General features: G+C 36.5%; 13 protein-coding genes and 1 riboswitch. Of the genes, 5 read left to right on the top strand and 8 right to left on the bottom strand.

The genetic code is table 11. The features are described from left to right. The first annotated feature begins 81 nt into the window (after positions 1-81). Positions 82-1,419, top strand: coding sequence for an NfeD family protein (locus HHU12_RS02575; RefSeq protein WP_169654713.1), 1,338 nt, complete (start codon positions 82-84; stop codon positions 1,417-1,419). 145 nt (positions 1,420-1,564) lie between these two features. Here the strand turns inward: HHU12_RS02575 and HHU12_RS02570 are convergent, their stop codons facing one another. Further along, positions 1,565-2,797: an ABC transporter permease gene (locus HHU12_RS02570; RefSeq protein WP_169654711.1), complete on the bottom strand. Its 1,233-nt coding sequence runs from the start codon at positions 2,795-2,797 to the stop codon at positions 1,565-1,567. Positions 2,798-3,154: 357 nt separating this feature from the next. Between HHU12_RS02570 and HHU12_RS02565 the strand changes: the two genes are divergently transcribed. Then, entirely contained in the window at positions 3,155-4,339 is a 1,185-nt protein-coding gene (locus tag HHU12_RS02565) for an asparagine synthetase B (protein ID WP_394353150.1), read from the top strand. A gap of 74 nt (positions 4,340-4,413) precedes the next feature. On the opposite strand, the gene HHU12_RS02560 is transcribed toward HHU12_RS02565, so the two are convergent. From HHU12_RS02560 to HHU12_RS02530, 7 genes are all read right to left on the bottom strand, one after another. Next, positions 4,414-4,794 carry a GxxExxY protein gene (locus tag HHU12_RS02560; RefSeq protein WP_169654707.1) on the bottom strand — a complete coding sequence of 127 codons (381 nt, stop codon included), beginning with the start codon at positions 4,792-4,794 and terminating at the stop codon, positions 4,414-4,416. Positions 4,795-5,034: 240 nt separating this feature from the next. Beyond that, positions 5,035-7,371, bottom strand: a complete 2,337-nt coding sequence (locus tag HHU12_RS02555) for a DUF5686 family protein (RefSeq protein WP_169654705.1) — start codon at positions 7,369-7,371, stop codon at positions 5,035-5,037. Positions 7,372-7,638: 267 nt separating this feature from the next. Then, positions 7,639-9,015, bottom strand: a complete 1,377-nt coding sequence (locus HHU12_RS02550; RefSeq protein ID WP_169654703.1) for a sulfatase family protein — start codon at positions 9,013-9,015, stop codon at positions 7,639-7,641. Positions 9,016-9,501: 486 nt separating this feature from the next. Then, on the bottom strand, positions 9,502-10,956 hold the full coding sequence (locus HHU12_RS02545) for a M20 family peptidase (protein WP_169654701.1): 1,455 nt from the start codon (positions 10,954-10,956) through the stop codon (positions 9,502-9,504). A 113-nt stretch (positions 10,957-11,069) separates the two neighbouring features. Next, on the bottom strand, positions 11,070-12,362 hold the full coding sequence (locus tag HHU12_RS02540; RefSeq protein ID WP_169654699.1) for a sensor histidine kinase: 1,293 nt from the start codon (positions 12,360-12,362) through the stop codon (positions 11,070-11,072). Positions 12,363-12,377: 15 nt separating this feature from the next. Continuing rightward, entirely contained in the window at positions 12,378-13,058 is a 681-nt protein-coding gene (locus tag HHU12_RS02535) for a response regulator transcription factor (RefSeq protein WP_169654697.1), read from the bottom strand. Between the two features lie 65 nt (positions 13,059-13,123). After that, entirely contained in the window at positions 13,124-15,574 is a 2,451-nt protein-coding gene (locus HHU12_RS02530) for an outer membrane beta-barrel family protein (RefSeq protein ID WP_169654695.1), read from the bottom strand. 198 nt (positions 15,575-15,772) lie between these two features. Continuing rightward, a riboswitch (SAM riboswitch) is annotated at positions 15,773-15,882 on the top strand. Positions 15,883-16,056: 174 nt separating this feature from the next. On the opposite strand from HHU12_RS02530, the gene HHU12_RS02525 reads away from it, so the two are divergent. The 3 genes from HHU12_RS02525 to HHU12_RS02515 all read left to right on the top strand — a co-directional run bounded on the left by HHU12_RS02525 (position 16,057) and on the right by HHU12_RS02515 (position 20,427). Then, positions 16,057-16,641, top strand: a complete 585-nt coding sequence (locus HHU12_RS02525; protein ID WP_169654693.1) for a hypothetical protein — start codon at positions 16,057-16,059, stop codon at positions 16,639-16,641. 8 nt (positions 16,642-16,649) lie between these two features. Further along, positions 16,650-17,933, top strand: coding sequence for a methionine adenosyltransferase (gene metK, locus HHU12_RS02520; protein WP_169654691.1), 1,284 nt, complete (start codon positions 16,650-16,652; stop codon positions 17,931-17,933). Between the two features lie 85 nt (positions 17,934-18,018). Then, complete coding sequence (locus HHU12_RS02515) at positions 18,019-20,427, top strand: patatin-like phospholipase family protein (protein ID WP_169654689.1); 2,409 nt, start codon at positions 18,019-18,021, stop codon at positions 20,425-20,427. The last annotated feature ends 59 nt before the right edge of the window (positions 20,428-20,486 follow it).

The following is a 20,486-nucleotide window of genomic DNA, read 5'->3' as shown; positions in this document are numbered from 1 at the left end:
GTTAATTGCCTTGTTTAAGAAAGTAAGTAATAGACAAACAGGAAAGGGCCTATTACTTCCACCTATTTCAATTTATAAGAAATGAAATCTTTTATTAATACACTGTTATTGTTATTCGTGTCTTTTTCCATTTTTGGCAGTGAGAAAGAGCCCATTGTGTATGTATTTGACTTAAAAGCTGAAATTGATCCAAGAACATCAAGACATGTTGAGAATGCATTGAATGAAGCGACAAGTGAAAAAGCAGACTATGTGATTATTGATCTTGATACTTACGGTGGTGCCGTGAATGACGCTGATCATATCCGACAACTTATTTTAGATTATCCTCAGCCTGTGTTTGTTTACATCAATAAAAATGCGGCAAGTGCAGGGGCTTTGATTTCTATTGCCTGTGATTCTATTTACATGGAAAAAGGGGCCAATATTGGTGCTGCAACAGTAGTAATGGGTGGTACTGGTGAAAAAGCACCTGATAAATACCAATCCTATATGCGTTCTATGATGCGTTCTACGGCTGAAGCCAACAACAGGAATCCTAAAATTGCTGAAGCTATGGTGGATCAGGATTTGGTTGTAGAAGGTGTTTCAAAAGAAGGCGATGTAATTACATTTACTACGGATGAAGCTATTAAAAATGGTTTTTGTGAAGCAGAAGTAAGTTCGATCCGTGAAATATTGGAGAGAAATAATATCACTGATTATGAAATCATAAAACACGAGGTGTCTACCACCGAAAGCATCATTAATATCTTTTTAAACCCTGCCATCAGCAGTATCTTGATTCTTATTATTTTAGGAGGAATCTACTTTGAACTGCAATCTCCTGGTATAGGATTCCCACTTGCGGCAGCAGTTACTGCAGGCGTCTTGTACTTAGTTCCTTACTATTTAACTGGAATGGCAGCCAACTGGGAATTACTGATCATTGGTTTAGGCTTCCTGCTCATTCTATTAGAAGTTTTTGTCGTCCCTGGCTTTGGAGTGACGGGTATTTCAGGAATCACATTAACCATTTTAGGATTGACGCTCGTTATGCTGGAAAATGACTTTCTTGACTTCACATTCGTGCCTGGGGCTAAGATTGCAACAGCATTAATCAGTGTTACTTCAGCTATTCTTATCGGAGGTTCCGGTATGTTCTTCTTTGGGCATAGGTTATTAGGAAGTCCAATGATGAAAGGTGTTGTTTTGGATAATGATATGACTGCTGAAAAAGGATACACTGCTGATTTCCTTGTTTCATCTTTTATTGGTTCTACAGGTGTGACGCACTCTGTTTTACGACCTTCGGGAAAAGTAAAGATTGATGATAAGGTTTATGATGCTACTTCTGAGGGCGACTTTATTGGCAAGAATGTACCTGTTGAAGTTGTAGAGCAAAATGGATCTTCACTGAGAGTACGAGAAATTGTGTAATTAAAAAATATGTCAGAATAGATCAATGTTTCTGTACTTATATCTTAACGATAAAAAGAGGTTGTCTCAAAATTTGGGACAACCTCTTTTTATTATTTTTTGAATTGTATACAGCGGGTAGACACGTAGGTCGACCCCTACGGATCTATTCAAATCTTAATGATTCAATCGGATCTAATAATGATGCTTTCCTTGCAGGGTAATACCCAGACATCACACCTACTATTACACAAACCACTAAAGACACAATCATCCAAACCCAAGGCAGGACAAATGAAGTTGAATCTAAAAATACGGCAATTGCATTACCAATTCCTGCACCTATAAAAGAACCTACCACTCCTCCTAAAATACAAATAAAAATAGCTTCTAAAAGGAACTGTTGACGTATGGCAGTTGGTGTAGCCCCAAGTGCTTTTCGAATCCCAATCTCTCTTGTTCTTTCTGTCACTGACACCATCATGATATTCATCAAGCCAATAGAGGCACCTAATAAAGTAACAATCGCGATAGCAACACCTCCTATCCTTAAAGTCAAAGTCATTTGATCAAATTCACTGTTTAAAGAATCAGATCTTTTGATTTCAAATGAATCCGGCTTACCCAATTGATCCTTTCTAATTGTCCTTAAAATACCTCTTGCCTCACCCATAGCATAATCCACTCCTCTAGGGTCTGTTGAATTCACAGTGGCTACATAATTTAATGTTCTTGTGGTGGCAAACTTATTTGCATTAATCAAAGGAATAAAAACTTTACGGTCAGCATCTCCTTCGCCAATTCCTCCTTTTTTTTCCAATAAGCCAATAATGCGGTATTTCTTTCCATAAAAACCGATCGTCTGATCCAATGGCTCTTCATTTTTATTAAACAAAGCATTGAAAACATCTTCAGCAATGATGGCTACGTTTTGTCCTTGCGCCAATTCTACAGAAGAGAAAGTACGGCCCTTTTGAATGCTGTACCCATTATTTTTCAAGTACATTTCATCAATACCTACTACACCATAGTTGGGTGTTGTTTTTTTGGATAATCTCTTGATTTCTACACTTCCAGAGATTGTTGTATTAACACTTACTTTCCCCTCAACAGGTAATAATTTCTTGAATTTTCGAATTTCTTCGAATGTAATAGTACTTTTTTTTGTAAACTTCTTCCCAAAAGCACCTCTTCTTCTCGTTAAGTCATTGATTGTGAAATTATTTACACCCAAATCTGACATCCCATCATTAATGGAATCCTGCACCGCATCAATTGCCGTCATAATGCCCACTAAGGACATAATTCCTATTGCAATCATCGCTGATGTAAGAAAAGTTCTAAGTTTATTTGCCTTTACAGAAGTGATGGCTTCTACTAAATAGGTTAGTATATACATGTGTCAAATGATAAAACTAAGAAAAATCCAATCTTTTCTTGTTCAATTTTGTTCAAAAAAATAAAAAACTTTACAATGTAATATTTTCACCATAAAGTAACTTTTTTGAGTAAATATACTCTAAAAAGAATTGTAAATTAAATATAAATTAAAAGTTCGGCATTACGGATATTTTTCCTGTTAAACAATTGTTGATCTTATTAACCCGAATCTCCAAAAACAATAGGCCTAACCTATTAGTTGCTTTAGAACCACTCTACTATTAAACCTTAATAACTATATATGAGATTATTGACCACCATCTACCTAGTATTATTAACCCATATAACCTGCTTGGGGAATTACATCTTAATCCCCATGGACCAAACCCAAAGCAATCATCTCAAAGCCTATGGGATGACGTTTTGGGTGCTCGGTCAGGACGTAGAAGCAGAGTGGTTACTTAACTACAGAGGTGGAAGCTTTATGTTTAGAAATTCAACTTCATTTGAGCAAGAATTAGTAATCAGAGGCGTAAGTTATGAAGTTATTTCTGGAGCTCAAGCTGTACAGATTAAAGAACAAATTTCCCACCCGGAATCAAATATGGACATTATGCGGTTAGATGCAGTTCCTAGAATTGCAGTCTATTCGCCACCTTCAAAACAGCCATGGGACGACGCAGTTACCTTGGTTCTTACTTATGCAGAAATTCCTTATGATGTGATTTTCGATGATGAAGTGATGGCAGACCTACTTCCTAAGTATGACTGGCTTCACTTACATCACGAAGATTTTACAGGCCAATATGGTAAGTTTTATGCCACTTATGGTAGAGAAGAGTGGTATATGGAAGCACAAAGGCAATTTGAGGCATCAGCCAAAAGACATGGGTTTGAGAAGGTATCCCAGTTGAAAGCAGGTGTAGTGAAAAAAATAAGAGATTTTTGTGCAGGAGGTGGCTTTTTATTTGCCATGTGTTCAGCTACAGACACTTATGACATTGCATTAGCCGCTGATGGTGTAGACATCTGTGATTATATGTATGATGGTGATGGTGTAGATGCAAATGTCCACGAGAAGTTGAACTACAGCAATACCTTTGCTTTCAAAGATTTTAAATTAAAACTCGATCCTTATCAATATGAATATTCTGAGATTGACAATCAGTCTTATGAAAGAGGATTAAGAGAAGAAAATGATTTCTTTGAGTTATTTGCTTTCTCCGCTAAATGGGACCCAGTACCTACAATGCTGACACAAAATCACGAACGTCTAATCAAAGGCTTCATGGGTCAAACGACAGCATTCAAAAAGAAATTAATTAAAAATGATGTTATCATTCTTGGTGAAGCAGAATCAGCGAAAGAAGCTCGTTACATCCACGGCACTTTCGGAAAAGGCACTTGGACATTTTACGGTGGTCACGACCCTGAAGATTACAGACATTTCGTAGGTGAGGAACCTACTGATCTTAATCTCCACCCTAATTCTCCTGGCTACAGATTGATTTTGAATAACATTTTATTCCCTGCGGCTAAGAAAAAGAAACAAAAAACTTGATTTAAAAACTATCTATGATTCACATATTCGGCTATCCTGATTTTTTATTGGGATGGCTTTTTTTATCATCAATTTCAACTTTTAACTCTATTATAAATCCTCTTAAACTCTAAACTCCTCCCTCCAAAATTGATCAACAACCCAGTCGGCACATTATAAGCTTCGCAATAGTTTTTGGCTTGTGCTAAATGTACATCTTCCAACATTTTTACTGCTTTTAATTCTACCATCACATTTCCAATATTAAAATCTACTCTCCTCTTGCCTACATGTACTCCTCCATAATAAATATGCATTTCCATTTCTCTTTGAAAAGGTATTCCTTGCCTTTCTAATTCTACCGCCAAGGAACGCTGATAAATGACTTCTTGAAATCCATTGCCTAATACGCGATGTACTTTCATTGCACATCCTATTATTCTACCTGTCAGGTCGTTGTTGCTAAAGTTGCTCATAGTTAGAATCGTTAAACGTTATTTTCTACTTACTACACCAATCCCTGTACCAAGATTTTGAGGGATTGTAGGATTTGCAGGATTTCTTTTGACTTTTCAAACTAATCTGGAAATAAATGATTTACAGCCTCTTATTTGAGGTAAAAATAAAACCCAAATTGAAAGAGAATAATGAAATCCCGAACGAACAAAATCCTGCAAATCCTATAATCCTAAAAAATCCCGGCTCAAAATCCCAGCTTAGAACTCCGGCGTAATAGCAAACAGCACCCCATATTTCCTCGATGCCCCTTCCTGATACGTTGCTCTGTACAAAAACATTACCTTCAGCATTCTAAAGATATTTTCTACACCTCCTCCTACTTCTACATAAGGAAGAGAAGGATCTAAACTTCTGAAACTTGCCTCATCACGATCCCATGGATTCACATTAGCAGCAAGATTTTCATCCGATACACCTCCCCATAATAAATTGGCGATGCCGAATGTTTTGATATTCATTTTCTTTAAAACGGGTAATCTATTGATGAATAAGCCTTCAAAGTGATGGAACATTCTTATACTTGCATACCTATCGCTCATAAATTCTCCGAAATCCATGAGGTTGTAAGTTGTTCTGTTATAGATAAACCTAAGATTGTTTCCTCGGTGTACAAAGAGTAATGGGAAAGGAACTGTGGAAGGGGTCCAGCCGGATGAAACGACATAATCTGTACGCCCTAAGGCTCCTATTTTGAAACGATGGCTGACAGCTAACTCTAGTTTGTGATAGCTATCTGTGGCATCGAATAATGTAGGAAGTCCTCTCTTGTAGGTGAGAGAAATGGTGGGGAATTTTCCGTTGGCAGCGATATATCTATTAAGGTGACGACTGGAGACGTATCTTTTGCCGAAATCAAAAATGATAGAACCAGTGAGTTCAGAAGTTGTGATCTGTGAAAAGGCTAACGTATCTGTTGCTTCTGAAGCAAAATAATTTTCATTTCGGTAGGTAAAACCTCCCCTCAATTGAATACCTTCTGCTATGTAAGAATTAGCTAACATATTTACTTCATCCAAATAATAAGGATTGGTAAATGTGCCCCATGCTTGAGAAATCCATAAATAAGGGTCTTGTCCGGGGTAAGTGATTCCTGCACCTAAACGTTGGAGGGAATGCTGAGCACGGGCGTAAAGGAATGTCCAATTTTCGTGATTGAGAATGTATTTCCCCATCACTCCCCATTTCCACTTTTGATCATTAGTACCATAAGATACATATCCTCCTCCGATTAGATTAGGATTCCATTGTGTATTGGTCAACCCTCCAAATTGAAAACGGTTTCCTTCTACATTATTCTGAGCATACAAAACGGTCAATGGACCAAAATCAAATCCTCCTGCTCTATAATAGCCTGTAACTCCTATATCAATAAATTTCGCTGTGGCCTTAACGGAAGGCATTTGTTTTACAGTATCTAACTGAGCATAAATTGTAGTGTCAGATGATTGATGATGCAGAAGTGTGTCTTCAGAAGGGAAAGTATTTTTGGTATTAATATCAACTAAAAATTTTGTCCAGTCTTCATTTAATTTTCCTCCCACCCACATTTTAAGATTTTGCTGATAAGGAAACCAAATTTGAGAAGTGTCGATTACAGCTAGCTTTTGTTCTACTGTAATGCTATCAATAAAGTTAAGCGGTGAATCTCGTCCAATTGCTGCTTTCACTTTCTTGATAGCAAAACTTTTTTCATCATCCGTTATCCAGAGTGTTCCGCCAAAAGTCATATCATTTTGCCTTCTGGGGATAAAATCAATTCTGTAGCACCAATCGCCATCCACCTTTTCGTAGGTCACTAACTCAAAATCATAATAGTTTTTGAAAGTTGGATTTAAAGGAGATGAAAAGTCATAAGCCAGAAACCTTAACCACTGCTGATAAAAGTTGATGGTTGTTTTTTCGTTATCTAAACCTTGCTTGAATTGATTTTCAAACTCAGGTCCCAAGAAAGCTTCTTTATAGTAAGATTGTTCTCTATTTTCAGCTCTTTGTGAAGAATTATAATTTATTTTTTGTCTTGAAGTGGAAGTATAAACTGGAATATTGGGCATTCCTTCATCATTGATTGTCAAAGTATCAATCTCCTCCATTCTATTGATCGCCTCTTTGACAAACTTTCTATTTAAAAATTTCTCATTCGTATCTGTGATGTAAACATTGGTTCTGATAGAAGATTGATAATCAAAATCCTCATTGCCGTGATAATTGTGCAAAGAAGCATTTTTCATGGCGAGCCTAATAATTTCCCATGCTGGATTTTCGTACCCTTTTCTTCCTACAACTACTTCTTGAAGTTTCTTTACGTCTTTGTGTAATTTAATGATATTGACCTCTGTAAATGACAATGAATCTACTGCAATAGACTGCGTCGTATAACCTAAACATGAAACATGAATAGTATCAGTTGAAATGACATGTGATAAGGTAAATCCACCATCGGTTGTGGAAGTTGTCCCTTGAGAAGTCTGACTTAAAGAAAGGTGCACATACCCAACTGGCAGTAATGTGTTTGCATCAATTACTTTTCCTTTCAATTCAGATTGATCTTGAGCTATAGCTTGATTTAGAATGAAATACCCTAAGAGAAAAGCGAAAAAATAGGATTTAGACAGTATCGTTTCTCGGGTGATAGTATTTAACAAAAAAAACAAATTATTATTTTTTGATTCGAACAATAATACAAGTTAATTTATTTTTAATGTTCTTTCTTATGAGGAAGAAAAATATCTTGAATTACAACTCAAAAAAAAATTCCTTCAGACACATTTTTTAATGCCTAAAGGAATTTGATTCACATTCAATTATATCGACTTTCTATTCTCTGGTTTTCCTAACCATCTATTATCAGGTAATTTACTATCCCAGGAATGGAATTCTTCCAGTAACTCATCATAAATTTTCTTTTCAATTTCCTTCAAATCTTTCGTTTCATTTGGATCAGAAGATAAATTAAATAATTGGACACCTAACTCCTTCTCCCTTGTATTAAATGTGATTTTATAATCATCTTTACGTAATGCAAAATCTTTATCTCTTCTAAAAAACAAGTGCTTATGAGGTCTGCCTTCACTTTCTCCAGTGATATAAGGTATTAAATTCACACCATCAAAATCATGTTTTGCATTATTACTCTTAACACCTAATAAGTGACTGATTGTAGGTAAAATATCAAAAGTACTCACAGGGTAATTATATGAAGTTCCTTTAGCCAATTTTGAAGGCCAACTTATAATGTAAGGAACTCTAATACCTCCTTCGTATGTATCACCTTTCCATCCTCTTAGTCCTCCCGTTCTTGACATTCTGCCCTCTTCACTTCTTGGAGAACCATTATCTGAAATAAATACAATAATAGTATTATCATACACTCCTTTTTCCTTTAATGCTTCGACTATTTTACCAATTCCATCATCCATTGCCAGCGTCATACCTGAAAAAAGTTTACGTTCTTCTTCTTCAATATGCTCTAGTCGATCTAGGTACTTCTGAGGTACTTGCCAAGGGTAATGTACGGCATTATAAGAGACCAAAGTAAAAAACGGATTCGCACTATTTTTATCTATAAAATTCACTACTTCCTCTGTAAATACCTCAGTGGTATATCCTTCATAGTCCACCATTTCTTTATTTCTAAAGATTGGCCAGAAATCCCTGTTCTTCGTAAATTCTTTACTCGCTTTATAGTAATCATGAGAGCCATTTAAAAAATCGTAAAACTCATCAAATCCTCTTGCATTAGGTCTAAGATGTTCATCCAATCCCAAGTGCCACTTTCCAACAAGTTGAGTTGTATAACCTTGTTTTTTTAAAATCTCAGCCATCATTGGTTGTTCTACTGGTATTCCAAGGTTTTCCAACTCCCCCGTCACCCAACGTTCCTCCGGAATATTTTCTCCATACCCAAAACGCTGTTGGTAAACTCCCGTCATTAAACCTGATCGAGAGGGCCCACAAACAGATGCTGTGACATACGCTTGGCTAAATTGCACACCTGATGAAGCCAAATGATCAATATTAGGTGTTCGGATGTCTTTGGCGCCTAGATATCCTGTATCTCCCATTCCCATATCATCTGCAACAATCAAGACGATATTCGGTTTTCTTTCCTCTGAAAAAGGTTGCTTTACACTACAAGAAAAATGTAATACAGTAATTATTAAGTAAAAATAATTTCTCATTCTATATTGGTTTTAATTTTAAGTGCTAGGACAAAAGTAAACGAGTGTTTCTTGCACCATAGTTAAAACTATGGGCAGGTGATAGGGCAACCTAATCAAGACTAAAGTTTTGAAGGTTGGCAACGGAAACAACACTTTAGTGTTGTTGGAGTCAATATCACCAGCCCATGACTTCAGTCATGGTGCACGTAATCATTGTTCCATTTCTTTTGTCCTAGTACTTAAGCAATATCAAAGAGAATGATTTCATTAAAAAATAATCAAGTACTACAACACCTTATCACTTGATTCAACAACACATTCAACACTGATTATCATTACATTAAAAACTAAAAAGCACTACACTACATCGTTTACAAAAACATAATGATGTGATAAAAACACATCAACCAATAAGTTGATTACACTTTAGAGTGAATAAAAAAAGCTTATTCAACTACATTTTTAAGTAATTGAATAAGCTTATCGAGAATAAAATTATGAATTTTAGTTTGTGGTATTTTTGATTAACTGCTGATAGAAACGAATTGAATTTTCAAACTCTACCACTCCGATTCTCTCATTCTCTCCATGAATTGTATCAAGGTTTTCTTTATTTAAATGGAAAGGGCAGAAACGTAAAATATTTTGTGAAATTTCAGAGTAATGTCTAGAATCTGAAGCGGCAATCATGATATAAGGTGATACGACAATATCTCCGAATGTCTCTTTTATAGATTGATCTAACAGTTTAAAAGAATCAGAATAGGCGTCTGAAATGGGTGCTGCTTCTGATTTATTTAATATTCTTAATTTCACTTCTTCATTATTCACCTTCTTTTTAATGGATTCAAAAACATAGTCTACCGTTTCACCAGGCAATATTCTGATATTTAAAACCGCATGTGCCTTCTTGGGAAGTACATTACTTTTCATTCCTGCATTAATAATAGTGGGAGCAATTGTCGTTCTTACTAGAGCATTGGAAGAGGGTGATTTTTCATAAACAGACATTAAAACTGGCTCTAAAAGGGTAGAATTGGCAAATACTGTTCTTAAACCAAATGGCATTTCAGGGCCCACAAAATCAATAAAATCTTTTAGAGGAGGTGATATATAAGAAGGAAAAGGATTGTCGACTACATCATTTACAGCTTTTGTTAATACGCTGATAGCGCTTTCTTTTTTAGGCATAGAAGCATGGCCTCCTTCAATATCTGTAGATAATTCGACCGTCAAGAAACCTTTCTCAGTTGTACCTACTAGTGCCACATCTTTCTCCATTCCGGGTACTAGACCTTGTGTGATATAACCACCTTCATCTAGTACAAATTCAGCTTCCACTCCTTGCTGTTTTAAATAGTGTGCCATTGCGTTTGCACCATGAAGTCCATTGATTTCTTCATCATGACCAAATGCCATATAGACCGTTCTTTTGGGTTGAAAACCTGACTTCATCAATGTCTGAACGGCTTCTAGAATCCCAATTACTCCAACCTTATCATCAATGGCTCCCCTGCCCCAGATTACGCCATCTTTGATCGCTCCACTAAACGGCGGGTATTTCCACTCTGAACGGTTTTCTTCCAAAGCAGGAACAACATCAAAATGAGACATTAAAACAATAGGTTTCAAAGAGGAATCACTCCCTTTCCATTTAATTAAATAAGAAAATGTTCCAAAAAGGTGGTACTCTGTATTTTGAAAAACAGTAGGGTAAGTTAGCTGAAGGAAATTATTAAACTTGACAAACTCTGAAGAGTCAATCAAGTCTGGGTCATCATAAGAGACCGTTTTAATTTGTATTGCTTCGGAGAGGTGATACTTGGCGGAATCACTTACATAATCCGAATCTAGTCTTGAAATTTTTGACTGACGGGAATCAAAGAAAAAAAGATTTCCAAAGATATAAAGAGAGGCAATAGTTATAGTGCCAGATAAAATTCCTACAAAACGCTTCATAGCAAAGAGGGAGTTTGAGAAGATAAGATCTTTTTTGCCTGTAAATACTCCAAGCAAAATTAAATTAGTACTAGTTATTAATTAAGTTATTAAGACTTCTCAACTACTCCAAACTAAGCATTCATTTTTCTTGTTTTTATTGAAAATATATGCTGTTTCTGATGATATGAATATTGTATTTCTAAATTTGAAACTTTACATATTTTACTTACCAAAGCTAACCCTAATCCTAAGGACTGACTTGAAGTTGATCCTTTTACAAAGCGTTTAAAAATTTGATCTTCTGAGATAATCAATGGAGCTCCGTAATTACTGATTTTAAATTCGTCAGCCGTTGATTTCAATTTGATAGGCCCCTCTGAGGATCCATATCGGATGGCATTTTTAAGGAGATTTTTTAAAACGATATCAAAAAGGTAAGGGTCAATTTGAAATTTATGGTTATCTATTAAATCTTTTTCGATTTTCAAGTTTTTCAATTCCGCCAATTCTTCAATCGCCTCCACCTGCTTCTCAATTTCTGTTTTGGTATCAATCTCTTTGATGTCTGTAAATTCACCGTTTTCAATTTTTGTAATCAAATTCAGTGTACTGCCAATTTTGGAAATATGATTGGCTTCATCATAGATTGTTTTAATGGTTCGAGCATCCTCCTCTTCCAATTTTTCAGAAATCATCAGAGCTTCCGACTTATTTCTAATGATGGCTAAAGGCGTCTGCATTTCATGGGCAATATCTTCAGTATACTCTTTCAAGTGATTGTAATCCGCATCAATTCTTTCTACCATTTTACTAAAAAGGTCTTGCATTTCCACAAACTCTGTAGTATTGGTTTCTACCTTTTCCAGCTGTTTTTCTCCTCCAACTTTATAGAGTTGCATTTGCTCCAAAATCCTTTTAAAAGGCTGAAGGAAATAACCGGAAAGCATAGCGTTGGAAAGTACAATTAGTATCGTCAGGACAATGAAAGAAGGGATGATCAACTCATAAATATCATCACGGAAATAATAATAATTCTGTACTTCCCTGTTCATTTCTACACGGTAAAGCTTCTCATTAGAAGTGATAAGCACTATTTTTTTACGGTGCAGTAAATTCCTGTCCAATTCATCATGATATACTGTCACATCTTCAAAAACTGGATATTCCGTTTTCTTACATCTTTTAGATACAATGTCAATGGAAGAGACAGAACGGCCTACAAGCGAGTCAGGGTGCGTTCCCTCATCCAAGTGGTATTTCACCTTTCTTTCTATCCATGAAAACCTTCTGTTCAAATCTGAATCAATAAATTCATCGGCTTCAGATGTCAAAAATTGGGCATACGCCAAAAACACACCCAATGTAAAAAGAAGGTAGAAAAATGTAATTCTTGATAATAAATTAAAGGTCCGTTTTTTGGCCATATTGCACAGTTGTGATTAAACAGTAGTAGTAAATTTATATCCCATACCATAAACCGATTTTATTCTGTCTGTCCCTCCGTTTTTCTGAAGTTTTTTTCTTAGGTTTTTGATATGCGAGTAAATAAAATCGAAGCTGTCTGCCTGATCTATATGATCTCCCCAAAGGTGTTCTGCAATGTTTTCTTTGGTGAGCATCTTGTCTTTGTTATAAAGAAAATAAACCAAAAGGTCGTATTCTTTTTTCGTTAATTCAATTGACTCTTCATTGATAAAAACGCTTTTGGAGAGAATGTCAACTTTCAATTCTCCAATTTCGATGGTATTGCTCCCTTTAAATTTCTTTCTTCTAAAAAGAGAACGAACACGGGCAATCAGTTCAGCCATATGAAACGGCTTCGTGATGTAGTCATCTGCCCCTAGTTCCAAACCGAGTACTTTATCGTCCACACTATCTCTAGCTGTGACGATAAGTACTCCTGTGTTTGGGTCAACTTGTTTGATCAGTTTAACAATTTCTAATCCGTTGCCATCAGGCAAACCGAGGTCTACGACTAGAATATCATATTCGTAAACTCCAATTTTCTCTCTGGCTTGAGTTAGCGTATCTACATGCTCAATATTGACTTTTTGATCAATTAAAGCAGCCGACACATCATTAGCTAACTCTTTATTATCTTCTATTAATAATAGCTTCATGCATTATCATCCTTGTTTCCGTTGGAAAGATAGTAAGTACTAGGACAAAAGTAACTATCAGACTGCTAGAAATCATCCATTCCTCCGCCGTCTCCTCGGCCTCTTCTTGAAGGCTTAAAGTTATTTAATCTATACGTTAAGGTTGCAGTGAAAACATGAGGATATCTAAAGTCTTCTGTAAGGTTATAGAACCCTACACCTGACGAATGACTTACACGACGAGCTGTTCCTAAAACATCATTCATTGAAGCTGTCAAAGTCAGTTTCTTTTTCATCAAGTTTTGCTTCACAGCAGCGGTCATCATAAAGAAACCTTCATTTCTACCTTGAGCCGTCACCGTTTCACCAGTATACATATTGTTGATTTGGATCTGAGTTCCTTTAGAAATTCTAAAAGTGTTATTAAAACGGCTACTCCAAGTCAAATTCTGACGGTCGAAATTCTGACCTTCCAACTCCCCTTCTACTCTGTAATCATATAAGTTACCCATCAAATCGATGGTCCACCATTTAAAAGGCTGATAGTTTAGTGAAATTTCAGTACCTAAAGCGTAATCTGTTCCCACATTGGCATAAGTATGAAGAATCACATTCACATCTTCAGGCCACACCGTTTGTACTCTTTCAATCTTGTTGTGCGTCATTCTGTAGTAAGCATCCAATGACAATGATAAGTTCTCACCGAGATTTTTCAGGTAACTGAAATCAAATGAATCAATATTTTCTGGCAATAGACCTGGATTACCTCTTCGCACATTAAAAGCATCTTGCCAAGTTACAAAAGGCTCTAAATACCAACCTCTAGGGCGTTCAATTCTTCTTGAATAACTCAACATCAATTGATCATCTTTCGGAAGATTGTAAGAAAGATGGACTGTCGGGAATAAATTCCATTGATCTACAGGAAACTCATCATCAGAACCTACTACATTAATATTACGGCCCGTGTATTCTGCTCTCACACCACCTTGGTATCCAAATTTCCCCATTTTACCAGAGTAAATACCATATAAAGAGTGGATCGTCTGTGTGTAATTTGTAGTGTAGCTATAATCAGGCTGGAATTCATATTCATTTGTCAGCACATTATACTGATACACTTCATTAATATCTTCCGCTTGATTCCAACGTGTTTGCCATCCAGCTTCGATCTTATCTTTAGCGCCTACTGGCAATACATAATCAATCTTAGCTCTTAATCTTCCTCCAGGACCCACTTCCGAAGACCTTTGTCCACTTGAAGGAAATTCCGCAACACTGCCATCACTAAATTTTGGATATAATTCATTGATAGACCATTCTTCCATATCACGTCCACCATAATCTACTTGAGCATCAATAGTATGCCCTTTTTTAGCAAATTTATGTTGATAAGCGACATTGATATTGTAATACAAACCGCCTCTTTGCCATTTCTCACTTGAGATATAACGGTTTTCATTGATTGGAGCATCAGAATCACCTACACGCTGGTATTCATAGAAGTCGGCATCCATACCTCCATACATTTTGAATTCTCCCACCTTACCTGACACTTTCAAGTAATCTTTACCAGAAAAGAAAAATTCCATACCACCTTGCACTCCACTCACTTCAAAAGTTCTTTCTCTATCACCTTCCGAAGTAATGTAAGAAGTAGTATCACCATTAGTTGTGATTCTGTCTGAGCTGTAAGTTCCGGGTCCTGGGCGTTTGTTGTAATTGGCTCCAAAATAGAAGCCCCATTTTTTTCTTTTAAAGTTTAACAGGAAATCGCCACCCAAGCGGTCATACATACCCGCTGAGGCGTTAAAAACACCACTAACACCTTCTAAAACGTTTTTCTTAGTGATGATGTTGATAATTCCGGCAGTGCCGTCTGGGTCGTATTTGGCTGATGGGTTAGTAATCAATTCTATGTTTTCGATGGTTGATGCTGGGATTTGTTGTAAAGCTTCAGAAGCATCTAATACCGAAGGTCTGCCATCAATAAGTACTGTAAAACCAGAACTACCTCTCAAACTTACATTACCATCGCCATCAACCGTCACAGATGGGATGTTTTGTAAGATATCAACGGCAGTACCTGATAAAGAAGCAAACTGAGTACCTACATTGACAATCTTTTTGTCGATGTCATACGATACAGAGTTTTGCGTACCCACTACTTCCACGGCGTCCAACACTTCGGCATCAGTGCTCAGAGTAATCACACCTAAATTCTTTTTGAGATTGGGTCTTTTTAGGGCTACGTTATCAATAACGGTTTTTTGGAATCCTATAAAAGTGACTTCAATAGTATAGGTTCCTTCTTCAATATTTTTGATAGTGAAAATACCGTCAGCTGTAGTAACAGTACCTCCCACTAAAGTATGAGTGGTTTGCTCAAAAATAGAAACAGTGGCGTATTCTACAGCAACGTTGGAATCTCCATCCGTCACTTTACCTGAAATCACGCCAGGTTTAATCGGGTCATTTGCGAAAACATGAAATGCGATCGATAGAAGTGTTAATAGTATGTATGCTTTTTTAAACATGAATTGATAGATTTATAAGTTCGCTACAAACATATTGAGCAAATCTGTTTGAAATCTGTAGAAATCTGAATCGACACTATTTTTTCAAAAAAAGAACTGCTCTTAATGTGCTTTTATGAATAGACAACCCGCATGAAATGAAAAAGTTTGATAATAATTCCTTGAATTTTCTGTCAAATTTCTATATTTGCATCACTGTACTTATCAAGAAAGATAGAGGGAGTGGGCCCTATGATGTCTTAGCAACCTGCGCTCCCCATAGCAAGGTGCTAACTCCCAGCTCGAAGGTGTTCGAGAATAGATGAGTTTATCTCCAAAAATGACATGATGGTATAAAGCGAAAAGCTTTCTTTTTCGGTAGGTGAAAACTAAATTAATGATAAAAGAATATTTTTTGTTTTAGATTGAAAATCAGAATATTAATACTTAGTTCTTTATTATTCTTGACAAGCTGTTTCGAATTGCACGAACAATTACAAGTCATGAAAGACGGAAAGGGTGATTACTCCTTTGTTTTCGACTTTTCCAGCAGTAAAGAATTATTTGATATTATATCTGCCTATACTACTCCTGAAGGAGAAACTATATTTCAAGCAAATAAATTCAAAGAACCTTTATCCTTAATCAGTAATGACTTGAATACCATTCCGGGTATCTATAATTGTAAAGAGATTGTAGATTCTACGCTATGGAAAATGGGTATTCAGTTCACTTTTGTAGACATTAATGCTCTCAATACAGCCCTCTCCAAAATTGACGGCAAAGAAGATGTGGAGTATTTGGTCATGAAAAGAAAAAAGGCGGAATGGACACAGAATATTGACTGGAGGAAGATCATCACTCAAAATCTCCCTACTTCAACTGATGCTCAAAATGCCATGATTGACGCTATTGACACTGCTCATTATGTCTATAATTGGCAGTTGAACAGAGAAATTAAGACGTTAAAGTCTTATGATATAAATCAAATAGGCTCTACAGGGGTCCTATTTAAAGGTACTATTCCTGATGATGAACATTATAAGTACATCACACAATGGAATATCAAATTTAAAAAAGAAAAATAACGATAATAATGACATATTTATTCACATCCGAGTCCGTTTCTGAAGGACATCCAGATAAAATTGCAGATCAGATCTCTGATTCAATCCTTGATGCTATGCTTAAGCAAGACCCTAGATCACGTGTTGCATGTGAGACTATGGTTACTACAGGTTTAGCAGTTATTGCAGGTGAGGTAACAACAAAAGCATATGTTGAAATTCCTGACGTTGTAAGAGAAACAATTGAGAAGATTGGTTATGACAAAGAAGATTATTCTTTTGCAGCTCATTCATGTGGTGTGCAAGTAGCGCTTCACAGTCAGTCTCCTGATATTGCTCAAGGTGTAAACGTTGGAGAGGGTGTTGATAAGGAACAAGGTGCAGGTGACCAAGGTATGATGTTCGGTTACGCTACTAAAGAAACTAAAGAGTACATGCCAATGGCATTAGCATTCTCACATGCTTTAGTGAAGCGTTTGGCTGAAATCCGTAAAAACCACACTGACCTTATCGGTTACTTACGTCCTGATGCTAAGGCACAAGTAACAATTGAATATAACGAAGACAATACTCCTAAAAGAGTTCATACGATCGTTGTTTCTACACAGCATGATGAGTTCCCTGGTATTTCTGATGATGAGGCTTTAGCTCAAATCGCAAGAGATGTAAAAGAGCATGTAATCAGTGCTGTTATCCCTTCAGAGTTGATTGATGATGAGACAATCTTCCACATCAACCCAACAGGTAAATTCGTTATCGGTGGTCCTCACGGTGATGCTGGCTTGACTGGACGTAAAATTATCGTTGACACTTACGGTGGTAAAGGTGCTCACGGTGGTGGTGCTTTCTCTGGTAAAGATCCATCAAAAGTAGACCGTTCTGCTGCTTATGCTTCAAGACACATTGCTAAAAACTTAGTAGCAGCAGGTGTTGCTGACGAAGTATTAGTTCAAGTTGCTTACGCGATTGGTGTTTCTACTCCAGTTTCATTAAACGTAACAACTTACGGAACTTCAAACGTAGACCTTACAGATGCTGAGATTTCTAAAGTAGTAGAAGGTATTTTCGACATGCGTCCAAGTGCAATTGTAGAGCGTTTAGGATTAACTAACCCTATCTTCACTCCTACTGCCGCTTACGGTCACATGGGTCAGGCTCCTTACACTGATACTGTAGAAATCAACCGTACTGAAATTGTTGAAGACGGTGATAAAACAATCAGCACTGTAATTACAGAGCAAAAAGAAGTTGAATTCTTCACTTGGGAGAAATTAGATTACGTAGATCAAATCAAGTCTGCTTTTAATCTATAATTAAGATTTCAAGTATTTTTATAGAAAAAGTTTTTTTTCTGAGTCCTTGTTGGTAGTTTCACTAACAAGGACTTTTTTTTATTATATGAAACTCATAAAGCATCTTTTTTTCTGTATTTTCTTATTTACTCTTTTCACCTCTAACAGCTATTGTCAATCAGTAACTGACGAAAGTGCATTTCCTGAAAACAATAAAAAAAGAAAATCGGTAGGCCTCGTACTGAGCGGCGGTGGAGCAAAGGGTATTGCACACGTTGGTGTCATCAAGGTTTTGGAAGAAAACGGAATCCCCATAGATTACATTACAGGTACTTCCATGGGAGCAATTGTTGGTGGCTTTTACGCCGCAGGTTATACAAGTGGAGAAATCGAAGGCTTTATTCGAGATCCTGATTTCCAAGCCTGGGTATCAGGACAAATTGATCCAGATGATGAATTTTACTTCGGAAGACAAGAGAGAGGGGCAGAATGGATCAACTTCAACATTGAACTGGACTCTAATTACTCCGTTTCCTGGGACCCAACAATCATTAAAGATGCTTCTTTGAACTTTGCATTTTCAGCTCGTTTATACAAAGCCTCATATGACGCCAATTTTAATTTTGACAGCCTCAGCATCCCTTTCCGCTGTATAGGAAGTGATATTTTCGAACGTAAAGCTGTCACTATAAAAGAAGGTCAACTGGAAAGGGCTATCCGTGCTTCCATGGCCGTTCCTTTGGTTTTCAAACCGGTTAAAGTCAATGATAAATATCTATACGACGGAGGGGTATACAACAACCTTCCTGTAGATGTGATGAAAAGGGATTTCAACCCAGATATGGTCATTGTAGTCAATCTTGGCGCTAATGACATGCTGGAAGAATATCCTTATGATAAAGACGATGAGATGGTAAAAGGGAATGTCTTAAGGTACATTGTCATGAACAACACCTACCCCGAAGAGGACATAGACCTTTCGAAAGATGTTTACCTCGGTGTACCTGTAGATGAATATTCTGCTGCTGATTTCACCCCTGTTGATTCACTTCTTACTATTGGTTATGATTTCACTTCTACAAAAATTGATGAAATCAATAAGATTTACGGGGAGGATCAGCCTAGAGTAAAACCAAAAGGAAGTAACTTCAATGAACTGTTCAATCCAAAAACAAAAGAAATTAGCTTTGTAGAACTGAGTGAGGATCTTTCTTTTAATCAAAGGTTATTTGTGAGAAATATCGTCAAACCTAATAGAAGAAAAAAAACATCTATTAATGAATTGTTAGGCGGATACAATATGCTGATTTCCAACAACTACTTCAGTGATATTGATGCCTATTTCTATTATGACTCCTTAGACCTTGACCCGAGATTACATATTGACGTCACCCCTAATAAAAAATTACGTGTTGGAGTTGGAGGTAATATTGCCTCCCGAAATATCGGACAGGCTTACATCAGTGGTCAGTTCAGTATTTTCACACAATCGCTCAACACTTTCAAAATGAATGCATTTGCAGGTGCTTTTTATAACTCTTTCAGCGCAGAATTAGAATCAATGTTTGCAAAACAACTCCCTTTCTCAGTGAGTGGTGAATTTATTCTTAACAGGTGGAATTATGCAAATGCACAGGAACTGATTTTTGAGCAAAAAGATAAACTTAATCTCCTTAGAAGGGATAATTACGCCGGCTTGAACGCTTGTTTTGCTACGGGACGAAAAAGTAAGCTCACTGCATTTGGTGGCTACACTTTTAATGAAGATAAATACGAACAAATATTAATTATCACAGACTCAACATCAGATCAAGGAATTCCGGTGGATTTAATTGGAAATGAAAAACTTAATGGGTGGTTGTTTGGTTTGAAATGGGAATCCAATACGCTGAATTCTAAAACTTTTCCAACAAAAGGAAGGTATTTTAAACTTTCAGCCAAACAAATTCTAGGACACAACAAGTTTAATATGACGCTGACTTCAGCGATTAATCAAGACTGGAATAGAGACTGGTATACGTTGCAAGCTCAGTATGAACAATACTTCCCTATGAAACTTTTCACTTTGGGCATAAAAGGACATGCTGCTTATTCTAATTATACAGAATCCATCACCATACCTACATCATTGGCCAATGCAATGGCATATTACCCTCTCTTAGATTCAAAATCTTACTTTATTGATGCCTTCAGATCTCCTAGATTCCTGGCAGGAGGTTTAAAAATAATCCGTCATTTATGGTCTGAAAGTTTCAATATTCAGCTTGAAGGACATGCTTTCCATTCCACTGTTAAATATGAACGAGGAGATACTCCTATTTTTCCTGTAGTCGTAGAGAAAAGCTTCTGGGATTTCAGTAATATGGATTACGCTCTAGCCGGTTCAATCGTGTATGAAAGCCCTATTGGCCCTTTCAGTCTTTCAGTAAATCACTACAACGTAGAAGATCACAATTTTATGGTATTATTTAATTTGGGAATTCTACTTTACAATAAGAAAATGATGGAAGAATAAAGGCTTTTTTGAATGAAGAATGTAGAAGTAAGAACTTTCATTCTTAATTCTACATTCTT

The sequence above is a fragment of the Flammeovirga aprica JL-4 genome, assembly GCF_012844305.1.
Classification (GTDB): Bacteria; Bacteroidota; Bacteroidia; order Cytophagales; family Flammeovirgaceae; genus Flammeovirga; species Flammeovirga aprica.
Note: the sequence above shows the minus strand (reverse complement) of the source record. Positions and strands in the feature narration are given on the sequence as shown.

What these genes read in the sequence shown, in the direction of transcription:
- HHU12_RS02575 (WP_169654713.1), top strand. Translation starts at nt 82, where the DNA reads ATGAAATCTTTTATTAATACACTGTTATTGTTATTCGTGTCTTTTTCC.
- HHU12_RS02570 (WP_169654711.1), bottom strand. Translation starts at nt 2,797, where the DNA reads ATGTATATACTAACCTATTTAGTAGAAGCCATCACTTCTGTAAAGGCA.
- HHU12_RS02565 (WP_394353150.1), top strand. Translation starts at nt 3,155, where the DNA reads ATGGACCAAACCCAAAGCAATCATCTCAAAGCCTATGGGATGACGTTT.
- HHU12_RS02560 (WP_169654707.1), bottom strand. Translation starts at nt 4,794, where the DNA reads ATGAGCAACTTTAGCAACAACGACCTGACAGGTAGAATAATAGGATGT.
- HHU12_RS02550 (WP_169654703.1), bottom strand. Translation starts at nt 9,015, where the DNA reads ATGAGAAATTATTTTTACTTAATAATTACTGTATTACATTTTTCTTGT.
- HHU12_RS02545 (WP_169654701.1), bottom strand. Translation starts at nt 10,956, where the DNA reads ATGAAGCGTTTTGTAGGAATTTTATCTGGCACTATAACTATTGCCTCT.
- HHU12_RS02540 (WP_169654699.1), bottom strand. Translation starts at nt 12,362, where the DNA reads ATGGCCAAAAAACGGACCTTTAATTTATTATCAAGAATTACATTTTTC.
- HHU12_RS02535 (WP_169654697.1), bottom strand. Translation starts at nt 13,058, where the DNA reads ATGAAGCTATTATTAATAGAAGATAATAAAGAGTTAGCTAATGATGTG.
- HHU12_RS02530 (WP_169654695.1), bottom strand. Translation starts at nt 15,574, where the DNA reads ATGTTTAAAAAAGCATACATACTATTAACACTTCTATCGATCGCATTT.
- HHU12_RS02525 (WP_169654693.1), top strand. Translation starts at nt 16,057, where the DNA reads ATGAAAGACGGAAAGGGTGATTACTCCTTTGTTTTCGACTTTTCCAGC.
- metK (WP_169654691.1), top strand. Translation starts at nt 16,650, where the DNA reads ATGACATATTTATTCACATCCGAGTCCGTTTCTGAAGGACATCCAGAT.
- HHU12_RS02515 (WP_169654689.1), top strand. Translation starts at nt 18,019, where the DNA reads ATGAAACTCATAAAGCATCTTTTTTTCTGTATTTTCTTATTTACTCTT.